At 40.9% G+C, this 21506-nt stretch carries 4 protein-coding genes, 4 tRNA genes and 5 rRNA genes; all 13 read right to left on the bottom strand.

Annotated features, from left to right (window positions below; translation table 11 throughout):
* Window positions 1-91 precede the first annotated feature (91 nt).
* The 13 genes from CEY12_RS17705 to sprA all read right to left on the bottom strand — a co-directional run bounded on the left by CEY12_RS17705 (window position 92) and on the right by sprA (window position 21475).
* A 23S ribosomal RNA gene (locus CEY12_RS17705) occupies window positions 92-2850 on the bottom strand.
* Window positions 2851-3056: 206 nt separating this feature from the next.
* Window positions 3057-3130 (bottom strand) — tRNA-Ala (locus CEY12_RS17700).
* 93 nt (window positions 3131-3223) lie between these two features.
* Window positions 3224-3297 (bottom strand) — tRNA-Ile (locus CEY12_RS17695).
* 217 nt (window positions 3298-3514) lie between these two features.
* A 16S ribosomal RNA gene (locus CEY12_RS17690) occupies window positions 3515-5031 on the bottom strand.
* The 16S and 23S rRNA genes sit together here with 2 tRNA genes alongside, the layout of an rRNA operon.
* 948 nt (window positions 5032-5979) lie before the next feature.
* Window positions 5980-6825, bottom strand: coding sequence for a ThuA domain-containing protein (locus CEY12_RS17680; RefSeq protein WP_089028028.1), 846 nt, complete (start codon window positions 6823-6825; stop codon window positions 5980-5982).
* Window positions 6826-7410: 585 nt separating this feature from the next.
* Window positions 7411-7518, bottom strand: a 5S ribosomal RNA gene (rrf, locus tag CEY12_RS17675).
* A 147-nt stretch (window positions 7519-7665) separates the two neighbouring features.
* Window positions 7666-10424, bottom strand: a 23S ribosomal RNA gene (locus CEY12_RS17670).
* A 206-nt stretch (window positions 10425-10630) separates the two neighbouring features.
* Window positions 10631-10704: transfer RNA gene (locus CEY12_RS17665), tRNA-Ala, on the bottom strand.
* Window positions 10705-10797: 93 nt separating this feature from the next.
* Window positions 10798-10871, bottom strand: a tRNA-Ile gene (locus CEY12_RS17660).
* A 217-nt stretch (window positions 10872-11088) separates the two neighbouring features.
* A 16S ribosomal RNA gene (locus tag CEY12_RS17655) occupies window positions 11089-12605 on the bottom strand.
* An 864-nt stretch (window positions 12606-13469) separates the two neighbouring features.
* A complete protein-coding gene (locus CEY12_RS17650) occupies window positions 13470-13898 on the bottom strand; it encodes a VanZ family protein (protein ID WP_172821045.1) in 429 nt (142 codons plus the stop codon).
* A complete protein-coding gene (gene gcvH / locus CEY12_RS17645; RefSeq protein ID WP_089028936.1) occupies window positions 13840-14217 on the bottom strand; it encodes a glycine cleavage system protein GcvH in 378 nt (125 codons plus the stop codon). Before gcvH ends, CEY12_RS17650 begins: the two co-directional genes overlap by 59 nt.
* 241 nt (window positions 14218-14458) lie before the next feature.
* Window positions 14459-21475, bottom strand: coding sequence for a cell surface protein SprA (sprA, locus tag CEY12_RS17640; protein ID WP_089028935.1), 7017 nt, complete (start codon window positions 21473-21475; stop codon window positions 14459-14461).
* Window positions 21476-21506 lie beyond the last annotated feature (31 nt).

The raw sequence follows: 21506 nt of genomic DNA, 5'->3' as shown, positions 1-21506 counted from the left end.
CTTTTCTCTTATCTTTACATCTCTTGTCTGTTTTAATCGATAAAAACAATCACAAAGAGGTAACCTTGCTGCACTTTCGTGCGCCTTATTAGGCTATAAATCTACGGGTAATTAGTACTACTCGGCTATGACATTACTGCCTTTACACCTATAGCCTATCAACGTGGTCATCTCCCACGACCCTTAAAAGATGTCTCATCTTGAGGCGAGTTTCGCACTTATATGCTTTCAGTGCTTATCTCTTCCAAACGTAGCTACTCAGCAGTGCACCTGGCGGTACAACTGATACACCAGAGGTTTGTTCAATTCGGTCCTCTCGTACTAGAATCAAGCCCTCTCAAACATCTAACGCCCGCAATAGATAGAGACCGAACTGTCTCACGACGTTCTGAACCCAGCTCGCGTGCCACTTTAATGGGCGAACAGCCCAACCCTTGGGACCTTCTCCAGCCCCAGGATGTGACGAGCCGACATCGAGGTGCCGAACCTCCCCGTCGATGTGAGCTCTTGGGGGAGACTAGCCTGTTATCCCCGGAGTACCTTTTATCCTATGAGCGATGGCCCTTCCATACGGAACCACCGGATCACTATGTCCTGCTTTCGCACCTGATCGACTTGTAGGTCTCACAGTCAAGCACCCTTATGCCATTACACTCTACGCACGGTTACCAAGCGTGCTGAGGGTACCTTTGAAAGCCTCCGTTACTCTTTTGGAGGCGACCACCCCAGTCAAACTACCCACCACGCAATGTCCTTCTAAAAGAAGTTAGGCTCCAAGTAAGTAAAGGGTGGTATTTCAACGTTGACTCCACAAACACTAGCGTGCCTGCTTCAAAGTCTCCCACCTATCCTACACATTACTTACTCAAAGTCAATACGAAGTTATAGTAAAGGTTCACAGGGTCTTTTCGTCCCATTGCGGGTACTCGGCATCTTCACCGAGACTACAATTTCACAGAGCTCATGGTTGAGACAGTGCCCAGATCGTTACACCATTCGTGCAGGTCGGAACTTACCCGACAAGGAATTTCGCTACCTTAGGACCGTTATAGTTACGGCCGCCGTTTACTGGGGCTTCAGTCAAACGCTTCGCTTACGCTAACGCCCTTCCTTAACCTTCCAGCACCGGGCAGGTGTCAGACCCTATACTGCATCTTTCGATTTTGCAGAGTCCTGTGTTTTTGATAAACAGTCGCCTGGGCCTCTTTACTGCGGCCACCATTGCTGATGGCGTCTCTTCTCCCGAAGTTACGAGACTATTTTGCCTAGTTCCTTAACCATGATTCACTCTAGCACCTTAGGATTCTCTCCTCGACTACCTGTGTCGGTTTTGGTACGGGTTGCTTCACTTCGGCTTTTCTTGGAAGCACTTTCCCTACAGCAGCTTCGCCCGAAGGCTAGGCCTTGACTATTCCGTCAGTCTCCAGTAAGTACGGCACTCCGTCCCCTTTTTAGTGTGAGCAAGTATGGGAATATTAACCCATTGTCCATCCACTACCCCTTTCGGGTTCGCGTTAGGTCCCGACTAACCCTCAGCTGATTAGCATGGCTGAGGAAACCTTAGTCTTTCGGTGAGGGGGTTTCTCGCCCCCTTTATCGTTACTTATGCCTACATTTTCTTTTCTATCCGCTCCACAATACCTCACGATACTGCTTCGGCGCAAATAGAATGCTCCCCTACCAGATACAACCCAACGGTTGTAAATCCATAGCTTCGGTAATATGTTTATGCCCGATTATTATCCATGCCGGACCGCTCGACTAGTGAGCTGTTACGCACTCTTTAAATGAATGGCTGCTTCCAAGCCAACATCCTAGCTGTCAATGCAGTCCAACCGCGTTGCTTCAACTTAACATATATTTGGGGACCTTAGCTGTTGGTCTGGGTTCTTTCCCTCTCGGACATGGACCTTAGCACCCATGCCCTCACTGCCGTAGAACATTTATTAGCATTCGGAGTTTGTCAGGAATTGGTAGGTGGTGAAACCCCCGCATCCAATCAGTAGCTCTACCTCTAATAAACTTATATACGACGCTGCACCTAAATGCATTTCGGGGAGTACGAGCTATCTCCCAGTTTGATTGGCCTTTCACCCCTACCCACAGGTCATCCGAAGACTTTTCAACGTCAACCGGTTCGGTCCTCCACTCTGTGTTACCAGAGCTTCAACCTGCCCATGGGTAGATCACAAGGTTTCGCGTCTAATCCTACTAACTATACGCCCTATTCAGACTCGCTTTCGCTCCGGCTCCGGACCTGAAGTCCTTAACCTCGCTAGTAAAATTAACTCGTAGGCTCATTATGCAAAAGGCACGCCGTCACCCAACTTGTGGGCTCCGACCGCTTGTAGGCGTACGGTTTCAGGTTCTATTTCACCCTTCTATTCGAAGTGCTTTTCACCTTTCCTTCACAGTACTTGTTCACTATCGGTCTTTCAGGAGTATTTAGCCTTGGAGGATGGTCCCCCCATATTCAGACAGGATTTCACGTGTCCCGCCCTACTCATTTATCACTTAAATATGCCTTTCATATACGGGGCTATCACCCTCTATGGCTGTTCTTTCCAGAACATTCTATTAAACATATAAAAGCTTTTGGGCTAATCCGCTTTCGCTCGCCACTACTTACGGAATCTCTTCGATTTCTTTTCCTCCGGGTACTTAGATGTTTCAGTTCTCCGGGTTTGCTCCTCCTAAGAGGTGACTGGTCTTCAACCAGCCGGGTTGCCCCATTCGGACATCTCGGGATCAATTCGTGTGTGCCAATCCCCCGAGCTTTTCGCAGCTTACCACGTCCTTCGTCGCCTCTGAAAGCCTAGGCATCCGCCATACGCCCTTAACGATTTCTTTCCTAATAATTATATTAGTTCAGTATTTTTTTTATCCAACAATTAATTGTTGAACTCTATTTTTATAAACTCGGCACTCGAAAGTGCTCGGTTATCTCTTTGTGATATTTTTACCGTTAATGTCAATGATCTTTATTCTATCGATGATATAATCCGCAAATATTGTATTTGGCTCTATCTGCTTTTTTAAGTTTAAACCATCTATAGTGGAGAATAAGGGAGTCGAACCCTTGACCTCCTGCGTGCAAGGCAGGCGCTCTAGCCAGCTGAGCTAATTCCCCCTCTAGTTAGACTTGAAGATGAAGAGATTTGAGAACTGAGACTATCATTTGTCTCACATCTCTTGTCTTTTTATCTCCCGTCTTTTCAATTAGTAGTCTCGGGCAGGCTCGAACTGCCGACCTCTACATTATCAGTGTAGCGCTCTAACCAGCTGAGCTACGAGACTTCATTAATTTTAAATTTTAAATTTTGAATTTTAAATTAATTTTCAAATCTAAAATCTATAATTTATAATCTAAAATCTCTCTCCCTCTGATACTAATTTCTAGTGGGTGTGTATTTTTTTTAATATATCAACCAAATAAAAAACTAAAGCTTCTCTTTAAGTAAGTGCATGGTACATTTAAGTACCTTTGTTTTTTTTATCGTCTAAAGACGCTCTAAAATGAGATGTTCCAGCCGCACCTTCCGGTACGGCTACCTTGTTACGACTTAGCCCTAGTTACCTGTTTTACCCTAGGCAGCTCCTGTTACGGTCACCGACTTCAGGTACCCCAGACTTCCATGGCTTGACGGGCGGTGTGTACAAGGCCCGGGAACGTATTCACCGCGCCATGGCTGATGCGCGATTACTAGCGATTCCAGCTTCATAGAGTCGAGTTGCAGACTCCAATCCGAACTGAGACCAGCTTTCGAGATTAGCATCCAGTCGCCTGGTAGCAGCCCTCTGTACTGGCCATTGTATTACGTGTGTGGCCCAAGGCGTAAGGGCCGTGATGATTTGACGTCATCCCCACCTTCCTCTCTACTTGCGTAGGCAGTCTCACTAGAGTCCCCAACTGAATGATGGCAACTAGTGACAGGGGTTGCGCTCGTTGCAGGACTTAACCTAACACCTCACGGCACGAGCTGACGACAACCATGCAGCACCTTGAAAAATGTCCGAAGAAAAGTCTATTTCTAAACCTGTCATTTCCCATTTAAGCCTTGGTAAGGTTCCTCGCGTATCATCGAATTAAACCACATAATCCACCGCTTGTGCGGGCCCCCGTCAATTCCTTTGAGTTTCATTCTTGCGAACGTACTCCCCAGGTGGCTAACTTATCACTTTCGCTTAGTCTCTGAATCCGAAAACCCAAAAACGAGTTAGCATCGTTTACGGCGTGGACTACCAGGGTATCTAATCCTGTTCGCTCCCCACGCTTTCGTCCATCAGCGTCAGTTAAAACATAGTGACCTGCCTTCGCAATTGGTGTTCTAAGTAATATCTATGCATTTCACCGCTACACTACTTATTCCAGCCACTTCTACTTTACTCAAGACCCGCAGTATCAATGGCAGTTTCATAGTTAAGCTATGAGATTTCACCACTGACTTACGAGTCCGCCTACGGACCCTTTAAACCCAATAAATCCGGATAACGCTTGCACCCTCCGTATTACCGCGGCTGCTGGCACGGAGTTAGCCGGTGCTTATTCGTATAGTACCTTCAGCTTTCCACACGTGGAAAGGTTTATCCCTATACAAAAGAAGTTTACAACCCATAGGGCCGTCATCCTTCACGCGGGATGGCTGGATCAGGCTCTCACCCATTGTCCAATATTCCTCACTGCTGCCTCCCGTAGGAGTCTGGTCCGTGTCTCAGTACCAGTGTGGGGGATCACCCTCTCAGGCCCCCTAAAGATCATTGACTTGGTGAGCCGTTACCTCACCAACTATCTAATCTTGCGCGTGCCCATCTCTATCCACCGGAGTTTTCAATATCAAATGATGCCATTCAATATATTATGGGGTATTAATCTTCCTTTCGAAAGGCTATCCCCCTGATAAAGGTAGGTTGCACACGTGTTCCGCACCCGTGCGCCGCTCTCAGGTTTCCGAAGAAACCCTACCGCTCGGCTTGCATGTGTTAGGCCTCCCGCTAGCGTTCATCCTGAGCCAGGATCAAACTCTCCATTGTATGTTTGTCTGACTCACTCAAAGTTTTGACGCTTTAGTTTTTCCTTACTTGGTTGTTATATCTATTTTTCAATGATCTCTTTTCTTCCGCTTTATACTGTAGCTAATTTTTCTGTCGTTTTAGCTACCGATTTGCGAGTGCAAAAGTAATAAATGTTTTTAATATGACCAAATGTTTTTTAAGAAATTTTAAAGTTTATTGTTAACCCTAAATCCTAAATCATTCATTCAATCTTCTCTACTTCTGCGCTCCCTTAATTGGGATTGCAAAGATACAAACTTTTCTCACTTTTCAAAATAAATTCTCATTTATTTTTTAAAGTTTCTCTTTATTACTGTTCTTCTGCGCTACCTACTATCTCTCGTTTTCAGTGGTGCAAAAGTAGAGCTTATTACCCTACACTTCCAAATCTATTTAACATAAAATTTACTTTTAATTCATATTCACCCTTAACTAACTGAAAGGCAAGTGGAAAAATTTTAAGCTTTTAACTGGGGATTTATTATAAATGCGATAGAAACAGAGCAAAATGTAATAACTACGAGGAAAAACTAAGCAAGCTGGAGGAAAAAATACAGAAGAATAACTGGGAAAAAGATGAAAACTATGGTGGAAAGTGGAAATTTGAAAAGGGAAAGGAGGATATCCGAATGGAAAATAGTAAAAAGTAAGGGTCTTTATTTTTGATTTTGGGAATAAAAAAGAATATTCGACTTAAAAGGACCTATACTTACGTTGGGTTTTAGAAAAATAAAAAGAGTTTTACGATATAAGGAATGAAAATATTGTAACAGCTATAAAAGTATTTGGATGTATATTTCTTATTTATTATTAGCTATTATTTTATTCTTTATTCTTTATTCTTTATTCTTTATTCTTTATTCTTTATTCTTTATTCTTTATTCTTTATTCTTTATTCTTTATTCTTTATTCTTTATTCTTTATTCTTTATTCTTTATTAAATCTTTTTCTCTTTTCTCTTGCCAGGTGATTAATCGCCCTAATTATAAACCGGGTATATTCTTTACTGCTAAAAGTTGAAGAAAGGCTTTTTGTTTGGTCTTTACTGTACTGATGTTCATAGTCCATATCATTATGTCCAATATTGGAATAGATCATATTGTATTTTGTACTGGTCCAAATGATGGGGTAAAAACCCTGGGTCCATATTTCATGTTGTTTGGGTCCTGTTCCTAAGGGAAAACTTTTGGGATCGATAGCATATAATATTTGGATATCTTTATTTTTGGTAAGATCATTTTTCCAGGAATACCATTCATTGGCTGGTGCATGCAATAAAGGTAATGATCGGGTGAACTTATTTTTAGTGATCCGCTCAAGGAATGCTTTAGTGGGTCTCCAGGTATTACTCTTATATTCCCCGGAACCCAGGAAAGTATCATGATACCAGCTCCAATTATTATCATATGCGGATGAGTGTAATGAAAAAGCGGCGAAGTGAAATCCCATCCATCCCCCTCCCTTTTCCATATACTGTCTAAAAGCTTCACGTTGTTCTGGTTTTTCGGGACGGGTGTCTAAAAATAGGATGACATCATATTTCGAGAGGGTATCAATTACCATTTTCTCCCAATTATTTGTTGAAGTGTAATCTAGTTTTTTAGTTTGGGTCAAAGAAGTAAAATATTGATTCGCTTCGTCTACATAACTGATATGGGCAAGATCATTTTTAGCGGTATAAAAAGCCAGGACTTTAGGAACTATTAATGATTGGGCATAGGTATGCGATACAATGAGAAGGAAAAGGATGAATAGAGGAATTTGTTTTTTCAATGGGAATTAGCTTTTGATAGTTATTATTTAAGTCCGAGTTTTTTATGGGAGTTTTATTATCAAAAATAAGAAGAATCAAATGAATCTTATTCTTTAAATAACAGTATGGTTGTAAAATTGAAAGTTGAAAGTTGAAAATGGAGATTTGAGAGTTTTGTATGTCCACAGCTAAGTTTTGGCTAAAGCCAATAAGCTTTTGCACTTTTTATTGAAGGCGGGCTAAAGCCCACCTCTAGTGATAAGGCAATCAGTAGTAGTAGTAGTAGTAGTAGTAGTAGTAGTAGTAGTAGTAAGGAATATATTAGAAGGGAGCATTGATCAATAATGACAGATTACTTCGCACTCATAACTCATAACTCATAACTCATAACTCATAACTCATAACTCATAACTCATAACTCATAACTCCTGTTACCTATTAATCAACATTTATCTCTTGTCTCTTATCTCTTATCTTTTATCATTAATCATTGATCATTTATGATTGATCAATTATTGATTATTGATTGGGTATGTATGGATAATGATAATGTATGTACCAAAAAAAAGTCTCATACAAATAAATGTATGAGACTTTTAAATAAAAACTGGCGGCGACCTACTCTCCCGCTTTCGCAGTACCATCGGCGCTGGTGGGCTTAACTTCTGTGTTCGGAATGGGAACAGGTGAGCCCCACCGCTAAAACCACCCTAAAGAAGGTATATAAGACTTTGAGATTTTAAGAGTCGAGACACGAGACTTTTAGTCTCTTTTCTCTTATCTTTACATCTCTTGTCTGTTTTAATCGATAAAAACAATCACAAAGAGGTAACCTTGCTGCACTTTCGTGCGCCTTATTAGGCTATAAATCTACGGGTAATTAGTACTACTCGGCTATGACATTACTGCCTTTACACCTATAGCCTATCAACGTGGTCATCTCCCACGACCCTTAAAAGATGTCTCATCTTGAGGCGAGTTTCGCACTTATATGCTTTCAGTGCTTATCTCTTCCAAACGTAGCTACTCAGCAGTGCACCTGGCGGTACAACTGATACACCAGAGGTTTGTTCAATTCGGTCCTCTCGTACTAGAATCAAGCCCTCTCAAACATCTAACGCCCGCAATAGATAGAGACCGAACTGTCTCACGACGTTCTGAACCCAGCTCGCGTGCCACTTTAATGGGCGAACAGCCCAACCCTTGGGACCTTCTCCAGCCCCAGGATGTGACGAGCCGACATCGAGGTGCCGAACCTCCCCGTCGATGTGAGCTCTTGGGGGAGACTAGCCTGTTATCCCCGGAGTACCTTTTATCCTATGAGCGATGGCCCTTCCATACGGAACCACCGGATCACTATGTCCTGCTTTCGCACCTGATCGACTTGTAGGTCTCACAGTCAAGCACCCTTATGCCATTACACTCTACGCACGGTTACCAAGCGTGCTGAGGGTACCTTTGAAAGCCTCCGTTACTCTTTTGGAGGCGACCACCCCAGTCAAACTACCCACCACGCAATGTCCTTCTAAAAGAAGTTAGGCTCCAAGTAAGTAAAGGGTGGTATTTCAACGTTGACTCCACAAACACTAGCGTGCCTGCTTCAAAGTCTCCCACCTATCCTACACATTACTTACTCAAAGTCAATACGAAGTTATAGTAAAGGTTCACAGGGTCTTTTCGTCCCATTGCGGGTACTCGGCATCTTCACCGAGACTACAATTTCACAGAGCTCATGGTTGAGACAGTGCCCAGATCGTTACACCATTCGTGCAGGTCGGAACTTACCCGACAAGGAATTTCGCTACCTTAGGACCGTTATAGTTACGGCCGCCGTTTACTGGGGCTTCAGTCAAACGCTTCGCTTACGCTAACGCCCTTCCTTAACCTTCCAGCACCGGGCAGGTGTCAGACCCTATACTGCATCTTTCGATTTTGCAGAGTCCTGTGTTTTTGATAAACAGTCGCCTGGGCCTCTTTACTGCGGCCACCATTGCTGATGGCGTCTCTTCTCCCGAAGTTACGAGACTATTTTGCCTAGTTCCTTAACCATGATTCACTCTAGCACCTTAGGATTCTCTCCTCGACTACCTGTGTCGGTTTTGGTACGGGTTGCTTCACTTCGGCTTTTCTTGGAAGCACTTTCCCTACAGCAGCTTCGCCCGAAGGCTAGGCCTTGACTATTCCGTCAGTCTCCAGTAAGTACGGCACTCCGTCCCCTTTTTAGTGTGAGCAAGTATGGGAATATTAACCCATTGTCCATCCACTACCCCTTTCGGGTTCGCGTTAGGTCCCGACTAACCCTCAGCTGATTAGCATGGCTGAGGAAACCTTAGTCTTTCGGTGAGGGGGTTTCTCGCCCCCTTTATCGTTACTTATGCCTACATTTTCTTTTCTATCCGCTCCACAATACCTCACGATACTGCTTCGGCGCAAATAGAATGCTCCCCTACCAGATACAACCCAACGGTTGTAAATCCATAGCTTCGGTAATATGTTTATGCCCGATTATTATCCATGCCGGACCGCTCGACTAGTGAGCTGTTACGCACTCTTTAAATGAATGGCTGCTTCCAAGCCAACATCCTAGCTGTCAATGCAGTCCAACCGCGTTGCTTCAACTTAACATATATTTGGGGACCTTAGCTGTTGGTCTGGGTTCTTTCCCTCTCGGACATGGACCTTAGCACCCATGCCCTCACTGCCGTAGAACATTTATTAGCATTCGGAGTTTGTCAGGAATTGGTAGGTGGTGAAACCCCCGCATCCAATCAGTAGCTCTACCTCTAATAAACTTATATACGACGCTGCACCTAAATGCATTTCGGGGAGTACGAGCTATCTCCCAGTTTGATTGGCCTTTCACCCCTACCCACAGGTCATCCGAAGACTTTTCAACGTCAACCGGTTCGGTCCTCCACTCTGTGTTACCAGAGCTTCAACCTGCCCATGGGTAGATCACAAGGTTTCGCGTCTAATCCTACTAACTATACGCCCTATTCAGACTCGCTTTCGCTCCGGCTCCGGACCTGAAGTCCTTAACCTCGCTAGTAAAATTAACTCGTAGGCTCATTATGCAAAAGGCACGCCGTCACCCAACTTGTGGGCTCCGACCGCTTGTAGGCGTACGGTTTCAGGTTCTATTTCACCCTTCTATTCGAAGTGCTTTTCACCTTTCCTTCACAGTACTTGTTCACTATCGGTCTTTCAGGAGTATTTAGCCTTGGAGGATGGTCCCCCCATATTCAGACAGGATTTCACGTGTCCCGCCCTACTCATTTATCACTTAAATATGCCTTTCATATACGGGGCTATCACCCTCTATGGCTGTTCTTTCCAGAACATTCTATTAAACATATAAAAGCTTTTGGGCTAATCCGCTTTCGCTCGCCACTACTTACGGAATCTCTTCGATTTCTTTTCCTCCGGGTACTTAGATGTTTCAGTTCTCCGGGTTTGCTCCTCCTAAGAGGTGACTGGTCTTCAACCAGCCGGGTTGCCCCATTCGGACATCTCGGGATCAATTCGTGTGTGCCAATCCCCCGAGCTTTTCGCAGCTTACCACGTCCTTCGTCGCCTCTGAAAGCCTAGGCATCCGCCATACGCCCTTAACGATTTCTTTCCTAATAATTATATTAGTTCAGTATTTTTTTTATCCAACAATTAATTGTTGAACTCTATTTTTATAAACTCGGCACTCGAAAGTGCTCGGTTATCTCTTTGTGATATTTTTACCGTTAATGTCAATGATCTTTATTCTATCGATGATATAATCCGCAAATATTGTATTTGGCTCTATCTGCTTTTTTAAGTTTAAACCATCTATAGTGGAGAATAAGGGAGTCGAACCCTTGACCTCCTGCGTGCAAGGCAGGCGCTCTAGCCAGCTGAGCTAATTCCCCCTCTAGTTAGACTTGAAGATGAAGAGATTTGAGAACTGAGACTATCATTTGTCTCACATCTCTTGTCTTTTTATCTCCCGTCTTTTCAATTAGTAGTCTCGGGCAGGCTCGAACTGCCGACCTCTACATTATCAGTGTAGCGCTCTAACCAGCTGAGCTACGAGACTTCATTAATTTTAAATTTTAAATTTTGAATTTTAAATTAATTTTCAAATCTAAAATCTATAATTTATAATCTAAAATCTCTCTCCCTCTGATACTAATTTCTAGTGGGTGTGTATTTTTTTTAATATATCAACCAAATAAAAAACTAAAGCTTCTCTTTAAGTAAGTGCATGGTACATTTAAGTACCTTTGTTTTTTTTATCGTCTAAAGACGCTCTAAAATGAGATGTTCCAGCCGCACCTTCCGGTACGGCTACCTTGTTACGACTTAGCCCTAGTTACCTGTTTTACCCTAGGCAGCTCCTGTTACGGTCACCGACTTCAGGTACCCCAGACTTCCATGGCTTGACGGGCGGTGTGTACAAGGCCCGGGAACGTATTCACCGCGCCATGGCTGATGCGCGATTACTAGCGATTCCAGCTTCATAGAGTCGAGTTGCAGACTCCAATCCGAACTGAGACCAGCTTTCGAGATTAGCATCCAGTCGCCTGGTAGCAGCCCTCTGTACTGGCCATTGTATTACGTGTGTGGCCCAAGGCGTAAGGGCCGTGATGATTTGACGTCATCCCCACCTTCCTCTCTACTTGCGTAGGCAGTCTCACTAGAGTCCCCAACTGAATGATGGCAACTAGTGACAGGGGTTGCGCTCGTTGCAGGACTTAACCTAACACCTCACGGCACGAGCTGACGACAACCATGCAGCACCTTGAAAAATGTCCGAAGAAAAGTCTATTTCTAAACCTGTCATTTCCCATTTAAGCCTTGGTAAGGTTCCTCGCGTATCATCGAATTAAACCACATAATCCACCGCTTGTGCGGGCCCCCGTCAATTCCTTTGAGTTTCATTCTTGCGAACGTACTCCCCAGGTGGCTAACTTATCACTTTCGCTTAGTCTCTGAATCCGAAAACCCAAAAACGAGTTAGCATCGTTTACGGCGTGGACTACCAGGGTATCTAATCCTGTTCGCTCCCCACGCTTTCGTCCATCAGCGTCAGTTAAAACATAGTGACCTGCCTTCGCAATTGGTGTTCTAAGTAATATCTATGCATTTCACCGCTACACTACTTATTCCAGCCACTTCTACTTTACTCAAGACCCGCAGTATCAATGGCAGTTTCATAGTTAAGCTATGAGATTTCACCACTGACTTACGAGTCCGCCTACGGACCCTTTAAACCCAATAAATCCGGATAACGCTTGCACCCTCCGTATTACCGCGGCTGCTGGCACGGAGTTAGCCGGTGCTTATTCGTATAGTACCTTCAGCTTTCCACACGTGGAAAGGTTTATCCCTATACAAAAGAAGTTTACAACCCATAGGGCCGTCATCCTTCACGCGGGATGGCTGGATCAGGCTCTCACCCATTGTCCAATATTCCTCACTGCTGCCTCCCGTAGGAGTCTGGTCCGTGTCTCAGTACCAGTGTGGGGGATCACCCTCTCAGGCCCCCTAAAGATCATTGACTTGGTGAGCCGTTACCTCACCAACTATCTAATCTTGCGCGTGCCCATCTCTATCCACCGGAGTTTTCAATATCAAATGATGCCATTCAATATATTATGGGGTATTAATCTTCCTTTCGAAAGGCTATCCCCCTGATAAAGGTAGGTTGCACACGTGTTCCGCACCCGTGCGCCGCTCTCAGGTTTCCGAAGAAACCCTACCGCTCGGCTTGCATGTGTTAGGCCTCCCGCTAGCGTTCATCCTGAGCCAGGATCAAACTCTCCATTGTATGTTTGTCTGACTCACTCAAAGTTTTGACGCTTTAGTTTTTCCTTACTTGGTTGTTATATCTATTTTTCAATGATCTCTTTTCTTCCGCTTTATACTGTAGCTAATTTTTCTGTCGTTTTAGCTACCGATTTGCGAGTGCAAAAGTAATAAATGTTTTTAATATGACCAAATGTTTTTTAAGAAATTTTAAAGTTTATTGTTAACCCTAAATCTTAAATCATTCATTCAATCTTCTCTACTTCTGCGCTCCCTTAATTGGGATTGCAAAGATACAAACTTTTCTCACTTTTCAAAATAAATTCTCATTTATTTTTTTTTAAAAGTTTCTCTTTATTACTGTTCTTCTGCGCTACCTACTATCTCTCGTTTTCAGTGGTGCAAAAGTAGAGCTTATTACCCTACACTTCCAAATCTATTTAACATAAAATCAAGCAGCGTGGAAAAGTATTCGCATAAACAACTGATATCACATAACTTAAAACACAAATACAGTTATCCACATTATCAAATTAATTTTTCATTTTATCGGAAGATGGGCTTAAGGGATCAGATTGCCCTTCTGGAGGGAGACAAATATCTTAAAAAAGGTATTCTTTAAGGCCCTATAACTTTCTCATCCCAACAACTATTAAGAATCGAAGTCCCTTACGAAGGCTCCAAGTAAAGCGACAAAGGAAAATTCATTTGATAAGGAATCTATATATAATATATTAGTACAGCAATAAAACGCCGAACATCCTAGCCCCGATAGTAACGGTTACCCCACAGTAAGCATGGCTCTGAAAGAAAACGCAGGAACGAGGAGTAAGAGTGGATAGCGGGATTAAGCTCCCAGGAAAGGAAAGCTAAAAAGCTTTTGATTCTATAGTGAATGATCTGATGAGAAAAAACGCTTGACAAGCACCTTATATATATAGTACCCCAGTAAGCATCCAATAACATCTGCAACTACATCTAAAGTTTCCATGGATCTACCCCAATGCATTTCTTCCTGTAGTATTTCTGTAAGGAATGCATATATAAGGATGATCTGAAAAAAATAAGAAAATTTGATTTTTGGAAATGCCGCAATAAAACAGAAACTCAGCATTGCAAATATACTCAGATGCAAAACTTTATCGAACCCATTGAACATAAAGAAGTATTCACGGTTCTCTTCTCCGGGCTTGAGAAGCATATAAGTAAGAAATGCCCAATAAATGGGCAATATCTTACTAAATATTTTTGAAAGCCTATCCAATGATAGCCTGGTATTCTTCTGCAGAAAGTAATTCAGACTGATCTGCACCATCAGCAATCTCTAATTTGATGATCCATCCGTCTCCATAAGGATCCGTATTTAACAACTCCGGTTGAGCTTCTAATTCTTCATTAAACTCTTTAACTTTTCCAGCAATAGGTAAAAATAGATCTGAAACAGTCTTTACTGCTTCTACACTTCCAAAAACAGCTCCAGCCTCAAGATCGTCATCAACAGTGTCTATATCAACATATACGATATCCCCAAGCTCTCCCTGTGCAAAATCAGTAATACCAATAGTAGCGATGTTTCCTTCAATCTTGATCCACTCGTGATCTTTAGTGTACTTTAATTCCGATGGTGTGTTCATTTTTTGATTTTTATTATTCTACAAATTTATTCAAAATTCTATAAGGTCCAAAAAAAGTATGTTTGTTTATTTAAAATGTTTTTTGAGTTAACTAAAATAACAAACTTACCCAATACATAACATTGGTAAATGCAATACAAATTGTTTATTAATTCTAATTTTGTTCTTTCAATATACTTTTATATAAAAAATATCCCCTTCTTAATTTAGAAAGGGATATTTTTTTTATATATGTTACTCATTAAAAGCCTCCGGAATCTCCGAATGTAAACGTTGCCGATAACCCAGCTCTAACTGTTGATAGCGGGAATGCCGTAGAGATCTTATACTTAGAGGTCATTTGTTCGTAGAAGACCCTTAGATTTAAATTCTCAGAAACATTGTAATCTGCAGAAATTTTTATGTTCATTAATTTCTGTCCGCCTGTAACCTGAGAATCATCTAGCAGTATATTGGTAATACTGGTTCTGCTGTCTCTTAACGAGAAGTCTCCACGGATGTTAAGATCACTTCCTTTTCCTTTACCTCTTCTTCTGGTATCATTCACTCCTAATCTGAAGTTACGGATAATGTATCCTAACCTAACTACGTATTCTGTATTGGCATCTTCTGTGAGTGTTTGATTAACTAATCCTAGTAACAACATTCTGTTTCTATTATACTGGATACCAAACTGCATATTGTTTCTCATGGTGACATCAACCCCGATCAGTGGCGAGAAGGATTCTACATATCCTACCTGAGAGAATGTGAATGGATTAATTCTATTCTTGTTAACATCAAACAGACTTCCTCCTGTAGAAATTGCATTAAAATAGTCTATACTTGATTGTATCCCTGTGGCTGTATAAGTGGCATTATAACTATGTAACAAATCAAATTTTGAAAATTGTCCGTTGATAATTGGAACATTTCTTAAACCAGAATAGATTACTTTCCAGTTTGGTATTGGTAATCCTGCTTTCTTAGCATTACCAATTCCCCTAGGAGACTTTCCTTCTACTGCTGCTCTGAACGCAGGGATTAAAACATATGCATTACCAATACCGTATCCAGAAGTGAATCCATTATTATCGACAGTTGACATATCTCCCATTTTTTGTGAAATTGCCCTGGCATTTTCTCTGATTGATTGATATACTGCCTGCCCATCTTTGAAAGAAGTCTTCAAAAGTATTACAGAGTTCGAATAGGTAATCAAATCATTAGCAAAAGCATAATCATGATTAGCCCTACCTAAATTTAATGGATTATTAAAACCTGTTTGTGAGAAGTTCCTATTATAATTATGCAATACACTGACATCAATTCTCAAATCATTCATTGGTACGACTTGTAAATTGGCCCTCAATTCGCGTGTTGACATCCTTACATATGGATCTGTCATTAAATCTCTTGTACTTACCCAGCCATTTTCAATAACCGTTCTTCTGATGTCTGCCTGAGATCCCAACAAGAATCCGATTGTAGGACCACCCAAAGTCTGACCATACCCATACCAATTCGGAGCAGAAAGTAAACCAGGTAATACCGTACCATTATTCTCAGAATAATTAACATCCAGCTGTTTGAAAGAAGTCAGTAAAAATGCTGCACTTTGTAAAACTGTCAGTCTATTTTTAAATTTATAGTTTTTAAACTTGTATCTTTTCTTTTCCCACTGCTGGGTATATACATTATTTAATGAGTCAATTTCCTGTTTACGTTTTGAAAGTTTGGTCGCTATATTTTTGAAATACTTGAACTGACCAAAGAATTTTGGAAAATCTGCAGTTGCTGTAGCCTGAATAACATTGGTATTCTGACCCACAGAACCCAAACTTCCTTCTTGATCATATAATAAAGCAGTAGATCTGGCATTCCAGTTATAAGTAAATCCATACCCCAATTCTGCGTCGATAAAATCAAGATATGGTAAATACTGGAACGGAAGCTTATAGTTCAACTGTACTCTATGATTGTATAGTACGGGCCTTCCGGATCTGAATACATTTCCAAAGATGGAAGAGTTATCCATTGTATTCACATCTACATTATCATTCAATGTTCTTGTTGCAGAATTGATTTCCAGTTTCAATGATTTTGTAAAATTAAATCCTAAACCGTACTGCCATCCAAAATAGAAATTTCTATTTCTTATCGCCTGAGACTCATCATTGAAATTTCCATTGATAATCGCATCAACGCTTCTGAACTCAAGTTCATTATAATTCCTGTCGATTTCAGTTCTGAAAGAAAATCTCGTTGGAATTGGGTTCAGGTTAAATTCTTTGATCCATCTTAGGTATTTTGTAGACTTAGCCGTGTCGCTGATCATTTTGTTGAACGGTTTAATCACCCAAGGTTTGAACGTATAGTTATAATCTACATACCCTCTTAGGTATTGTCTGTAGTTTTTCTTCGTATAAATATCCCTAAAAAAATCATCATTATAAACAGCGGTAACCGAAATATTCTCCACATCATAAAATTTAGGTTTTTTATTTGGATTAACCCTTTCTTTATGCATATTTACAACCCCCAAGCTTCTCTGCTGCGTATAAGTCCTTGCCACTTTTTTAAGCTGTTCTCTGTTCGCTGCTTTCTTAAACTCAACATCCGTATCTAAAGGATTATATTTTGGGTCTTCAATCGTTTGTGAGTAGGAATAGTTGACCGGAATTTTAACCCCTGTTTTTTCCGGAAGAAGTTTATCTAAATTGACAGCGGTATTAATACTGAAGGCTGATTGTGTAGATTGATTTCTTTCAGCAGGTTTTGAATCTATATTACCAAATCCAACAGAGCTATAGGAAGCACTTGTGTTAACTACTGCAAAATCACCCAGGTTAAAGTTTAAGCTTGCATTTCCGGCATACCCTCCTTTATTGTCAATCTCAGAAAGACGAAGTTCATTAACCCATAACACTCTATCAATTGATGTGCCCTCTTCACCTCTTGGCACTCCATTTCTTATACCAATTACAATAGTGGTGATGTTCCCTAAACTTGGGCGTCCTTTAATGTAAATATTTTTCAGTTTATCCGTAGTACCAAAGACTGGATCTAAAATTCTTTTCGCTATATCGTTTGGAGAATTCTTATCTCTCCTGATTTTAGCATCTACAAAATTCTGAATTTCTAAATCAACATCATTCTCCATTGGCCATATTTCCATTGGTGCTGTCGCTGTTTTAGGTGTTATCTTTAATGAAGCTTCATATTCATAATAATTATCTGCAGCATCACTTCCAAAACGAATAAAAAATTTAGTTTTTTCATCCATACCTTCTACTCTTCTTGTAGGGTCTTCTGCATGTACAAAAACTTTTAATTTCTTATATCTTCTCATATCCAAGGTTGTATTTTTAAATACACCTCTTGATTCGCTCTTTGGAAGTTCTGTTACTTTTAAGTATAAAGAACTTTCATTTTGTCTTTGTACCCCAGCATTTCCACTTAGAATTTGACGGTCTATTCCAGGAGGTAAAACATATGGAGGTTGATTTAAAGCATTTTCTTCAATATTAACACTCCCTATTTCAAATTTTGCCAACTCGCCGTCAGAGACATTTGCAGCACCTTCATCTCCTGGATCATTTGGAGCTATTTCTCCAGTTGCCGCTGTTTTTTTAGGATATTTTCTCCAATCCGATCTCACAAGATCCATGGTTCCAAATCTTAATGTAGAAGTCTGATCAAAACCAGTTAATAGCATTCTTGCAAATCTGACGTTATTAAGAATACCAGGATTATGATCACCAGCATCCATCACATATGAAGCAACAGGAATTCTAAATAAATACCATTTTACAGGTGCAGTCTGCCCATTCTGAAATTGCGCCTGGACAGTTTTCATGTCGACGATATTATTCTGTCCTACAGCTAAGCTTCCCTGATCTAATTTAATTTGATACTCATTATAGTTTTCACTTTGATCAAGGTTATAATCTTTATTGATATCTTCAGCATCAGGAGTTTGTGAAGCCACTTCTAATGAATTGCTTTGAGAATTCCCTTCGGGCCCTCTGAAATATTTGTACCTCTGAATCAGTGATGAAGCCTGACCTCCAGTAAATTTTGCTGACATATAGAATACAAAATCATCAACCGCAGGGTCAGCAATATTGGTCACCGGATTGGTAAATGTATTTCCGAATCTCATGGATTCCTGATCTGATGTCAAACCATCAAACCCGGCATCCTGTATCGTTCTATCCTGCCCTTCACTAGAAAAGGCGTAAAGAATAGGAGGTTGTTTTGGCTGTGTTCCCCAATTTGAACTCGTTGTAACAGACGGTGCAGTAGCTGTAGGTAAACCATTTTCATACTGCATAAAACCATCTTTCAAAACATCTTCAGACACATTCCCTAATTGAAGTAATAATTTTGGATCAGCACCAAGATTGTTTCCATCTGCATAAGGATCCATCATCCAGAATTCTACATATTCAATATTTGAGTTTGTAAAATTGGAAACAGTAATAGGTCTCATCATCCCTGCCCATCTCTGCTGAGTCGTTTCATTATTAGGGTTAACGTTATACGGTCCTTTTTCAGCAGGATAATAAGAAATATCCATCGTATTCAAAAAGGTTTGCTCACCCGCAACAAAATCTCTGTTATTATAGATCTCAGAATACTGAACTCTTCTGGATGCGTGATTAGATACCGATTGAGGAGTTATTCCAGCAGGTGCTCTTCCTCCAATCCCCCAAAATCTAGGGTCAATGGTATACCAGGATAAAAGTCCCCTTCCATAGCCGTTGGTAATATCATTACTTGCGCCTGCTCCCTGGAATACACCACCGGATTTTTCTGGTTTAGACGCTAAGCTCCATGCAGCCGGCTCTTTTAGTGATATTTTAGATGTTGTCTGTTCGAAATCATCAATATAAGATTGATCATTCGTTCCTTTATTTAGCCCTGGTAGCAAATAAGCGCCCTCCATTTTAAAATTCAAATTGGAAGGGGCTTCGGTTTTCACCATTGGAATTTTATTGGTAAGTCTTGTAAGGAAAGGAACCTGATTATTATACATCAAATTAATCCCAGCCATTGTATTGTTTACAGCCTCCTGACCATAATTTACCTTTTGAGTAAGTGGTGATTCAGAATAATTAACAACAGTAGCTCCTAAGATGAAATTCTCATTAAACCTTCTCTCCAAGTTTAACCCTAAAAATCTTTTTCTCTGGGTATTGAAAGTTAACTGGTTTTCCAATGAAATATTGATTGCCTGACCAGACTGTTTTACATTTTCATTGATGATCGTAACCGTTCCCAACATGTAGTCTACGGTATAATCTATTCCTTCTGTCAACTGAACCCCGTTAGCGGAAACTTTTACAGAACCTTGAGGGACGTTCACAGCTCCTAAAGAGATTCCCTGTCCTGCAGTTCCTTTATATCGTCCTTCTAATGTATATCGTTGAGGAATTGATGTTGGAAGATTCTTCTGTCGGTCATAAATGTCTTTTTGAACGTATTTAGGATCACTGCTTCCCAATACTCCTTCCATATAACTACCAAAGGGTTGAGTCTTTGTGAAGATAATCTTTCCTGTTTCAGGTCTGATCGTAATACCATTGACAAAATCAAATATACCATCCCCAGTACCTCCGCCACTGTTATTTTGAATATCCCCGTTCATGTTCAAACGGTCCCAATTTAACAGCTTTAGTAAATTGATATCTTTAACACTTGTATTCGGAAGATAATTTACTTTACCCCCGCTATCTCCATCTCTATACAATACATTCAATATAAACCCATCCTGGCTGATTTGCCCTGCATCCAACGCATAGATATTCTTCATCATCAATGGCCACATAGGAGAAGCCACATTTACGGTAGTATTGGAGCGCAAAACTTTGGTCATCAAAACCGGACTTTCTTCCGAAAATTCTCCCACTTTGTAGACTTTGTTGGAACCATCTGTGTAGGAATACGAAACCGCCAGCAATTGATTATCATTTAACTTTTGGTTTAATGAAATATATCCTAATTGTGGCTGTAGTGTATATTCACTTGCATTTAATCTTCTTGCTTTTTTATTAAAAATAAAATGTTCTCCTTCTATGTATGGAACTAAAGCTCCTGTTGCATCAGGTAGTGATTGATTTTTTATAAGATCATTATAATTAATCCCAGGGTCCCGAGTCCCCATCGTCGTTGAAATCGTTTGGTAAAGATTGTTATTAGGATTGTCAGGAAATACACCCGCCTTATCTCCCAGATCCCTGATCCCTACAATACTTTTCTGAGCTGCCAGATTAGTGTTCCCTTGATCCAGCACCCATACTTCAAGTCTTGTAATATTAATCTTCGAATTGATCTGCGGATAATTAGCCAACGATCGATCGTAGTTGTCTAAAAAATAATGTCCTAAAAAGTAATGCTGATTATCTTCATAGTTGATCGCATCGATCTTAAAGGTATTGACAGCTCCTCCACCCTGTACAACAATATTACGCGCCTCTCCCTGTTGTTGGGAAAGTACTACGGTACCAAAAGTTTTCCCTAACTGGAATTCGGTTTTTACCCCGAATAAAGATTGAGAACCCCTGATTAAACTTGTAGAAAGTGGCATGTTTACGTTACCAAACTCTACCCTTTTTATAATCTTATCTTCAGATCCGGCCCCAGGTGCATTGACATCGCCCAGACCTTTTGTCTGGAGATCTTTCCAGCTTCCTTTGGCTTGCCATACAAGATTCATTCTATTCTCGAACGCAAAACCACTTTGCGTGTCATAATTAGCCTTTAACTGTAGATTTTCTCCTACTTTACCTAAAAGGCCAAGTTGAATCCTCTGATTAATATCGAAAGTAAAACTGGTTCTGTTTTGAGGTAAAATTAATGGATTATCAATTTTCTGATAAAGCCCGGCAAAATCAAAAGATGCAAATCCGGTGGGAATTATTTCAATTTTATTGCTTCCAAAAATAGTTTCGAAAAGCTTGTTACGAATCGTTAATGCAGGAATTAGCCCTCTCCTTTGCGCATCGGTCTTATCTTTTCGGAAAAGTAAATTGTATTTATCGGATTTATCTTTATAATAAGCCTTTGTCTGACTTGCCATCATAAACTCCTTATATTCCTGAGGAGACATGGCAGTTGGCGGCCCTGTTACCGTATTTCCAATTTTAGGATACACATAGTACATTCCGGTTTTTATGTCGTAAAAAGCTTCGAATTGTGTAGGGTCAGCCAGTTCGTAGTCCTTCTTAATAATTGCAGTGTCACGTCGTACCTGTGCAAAGGTACTTACTGACATGCATAAGAACGACAGGAACAGAAATATATTG

Source organism: Chryseobacterium sp. T16E-39 (genome assembly GCF_002216065.1).
Taxonomy (GTDB): domain Bacteria; phylum Bacteroidota; class Bacteroidia; order Flavobacteriales; family Weeksellaceae; genus Chryseobacterium.
The sequence above is the reverse complement of the archived record's forward strand: the minus strand, read 5'-3'. Positions and strand labels throughout refer to the sequence as shown.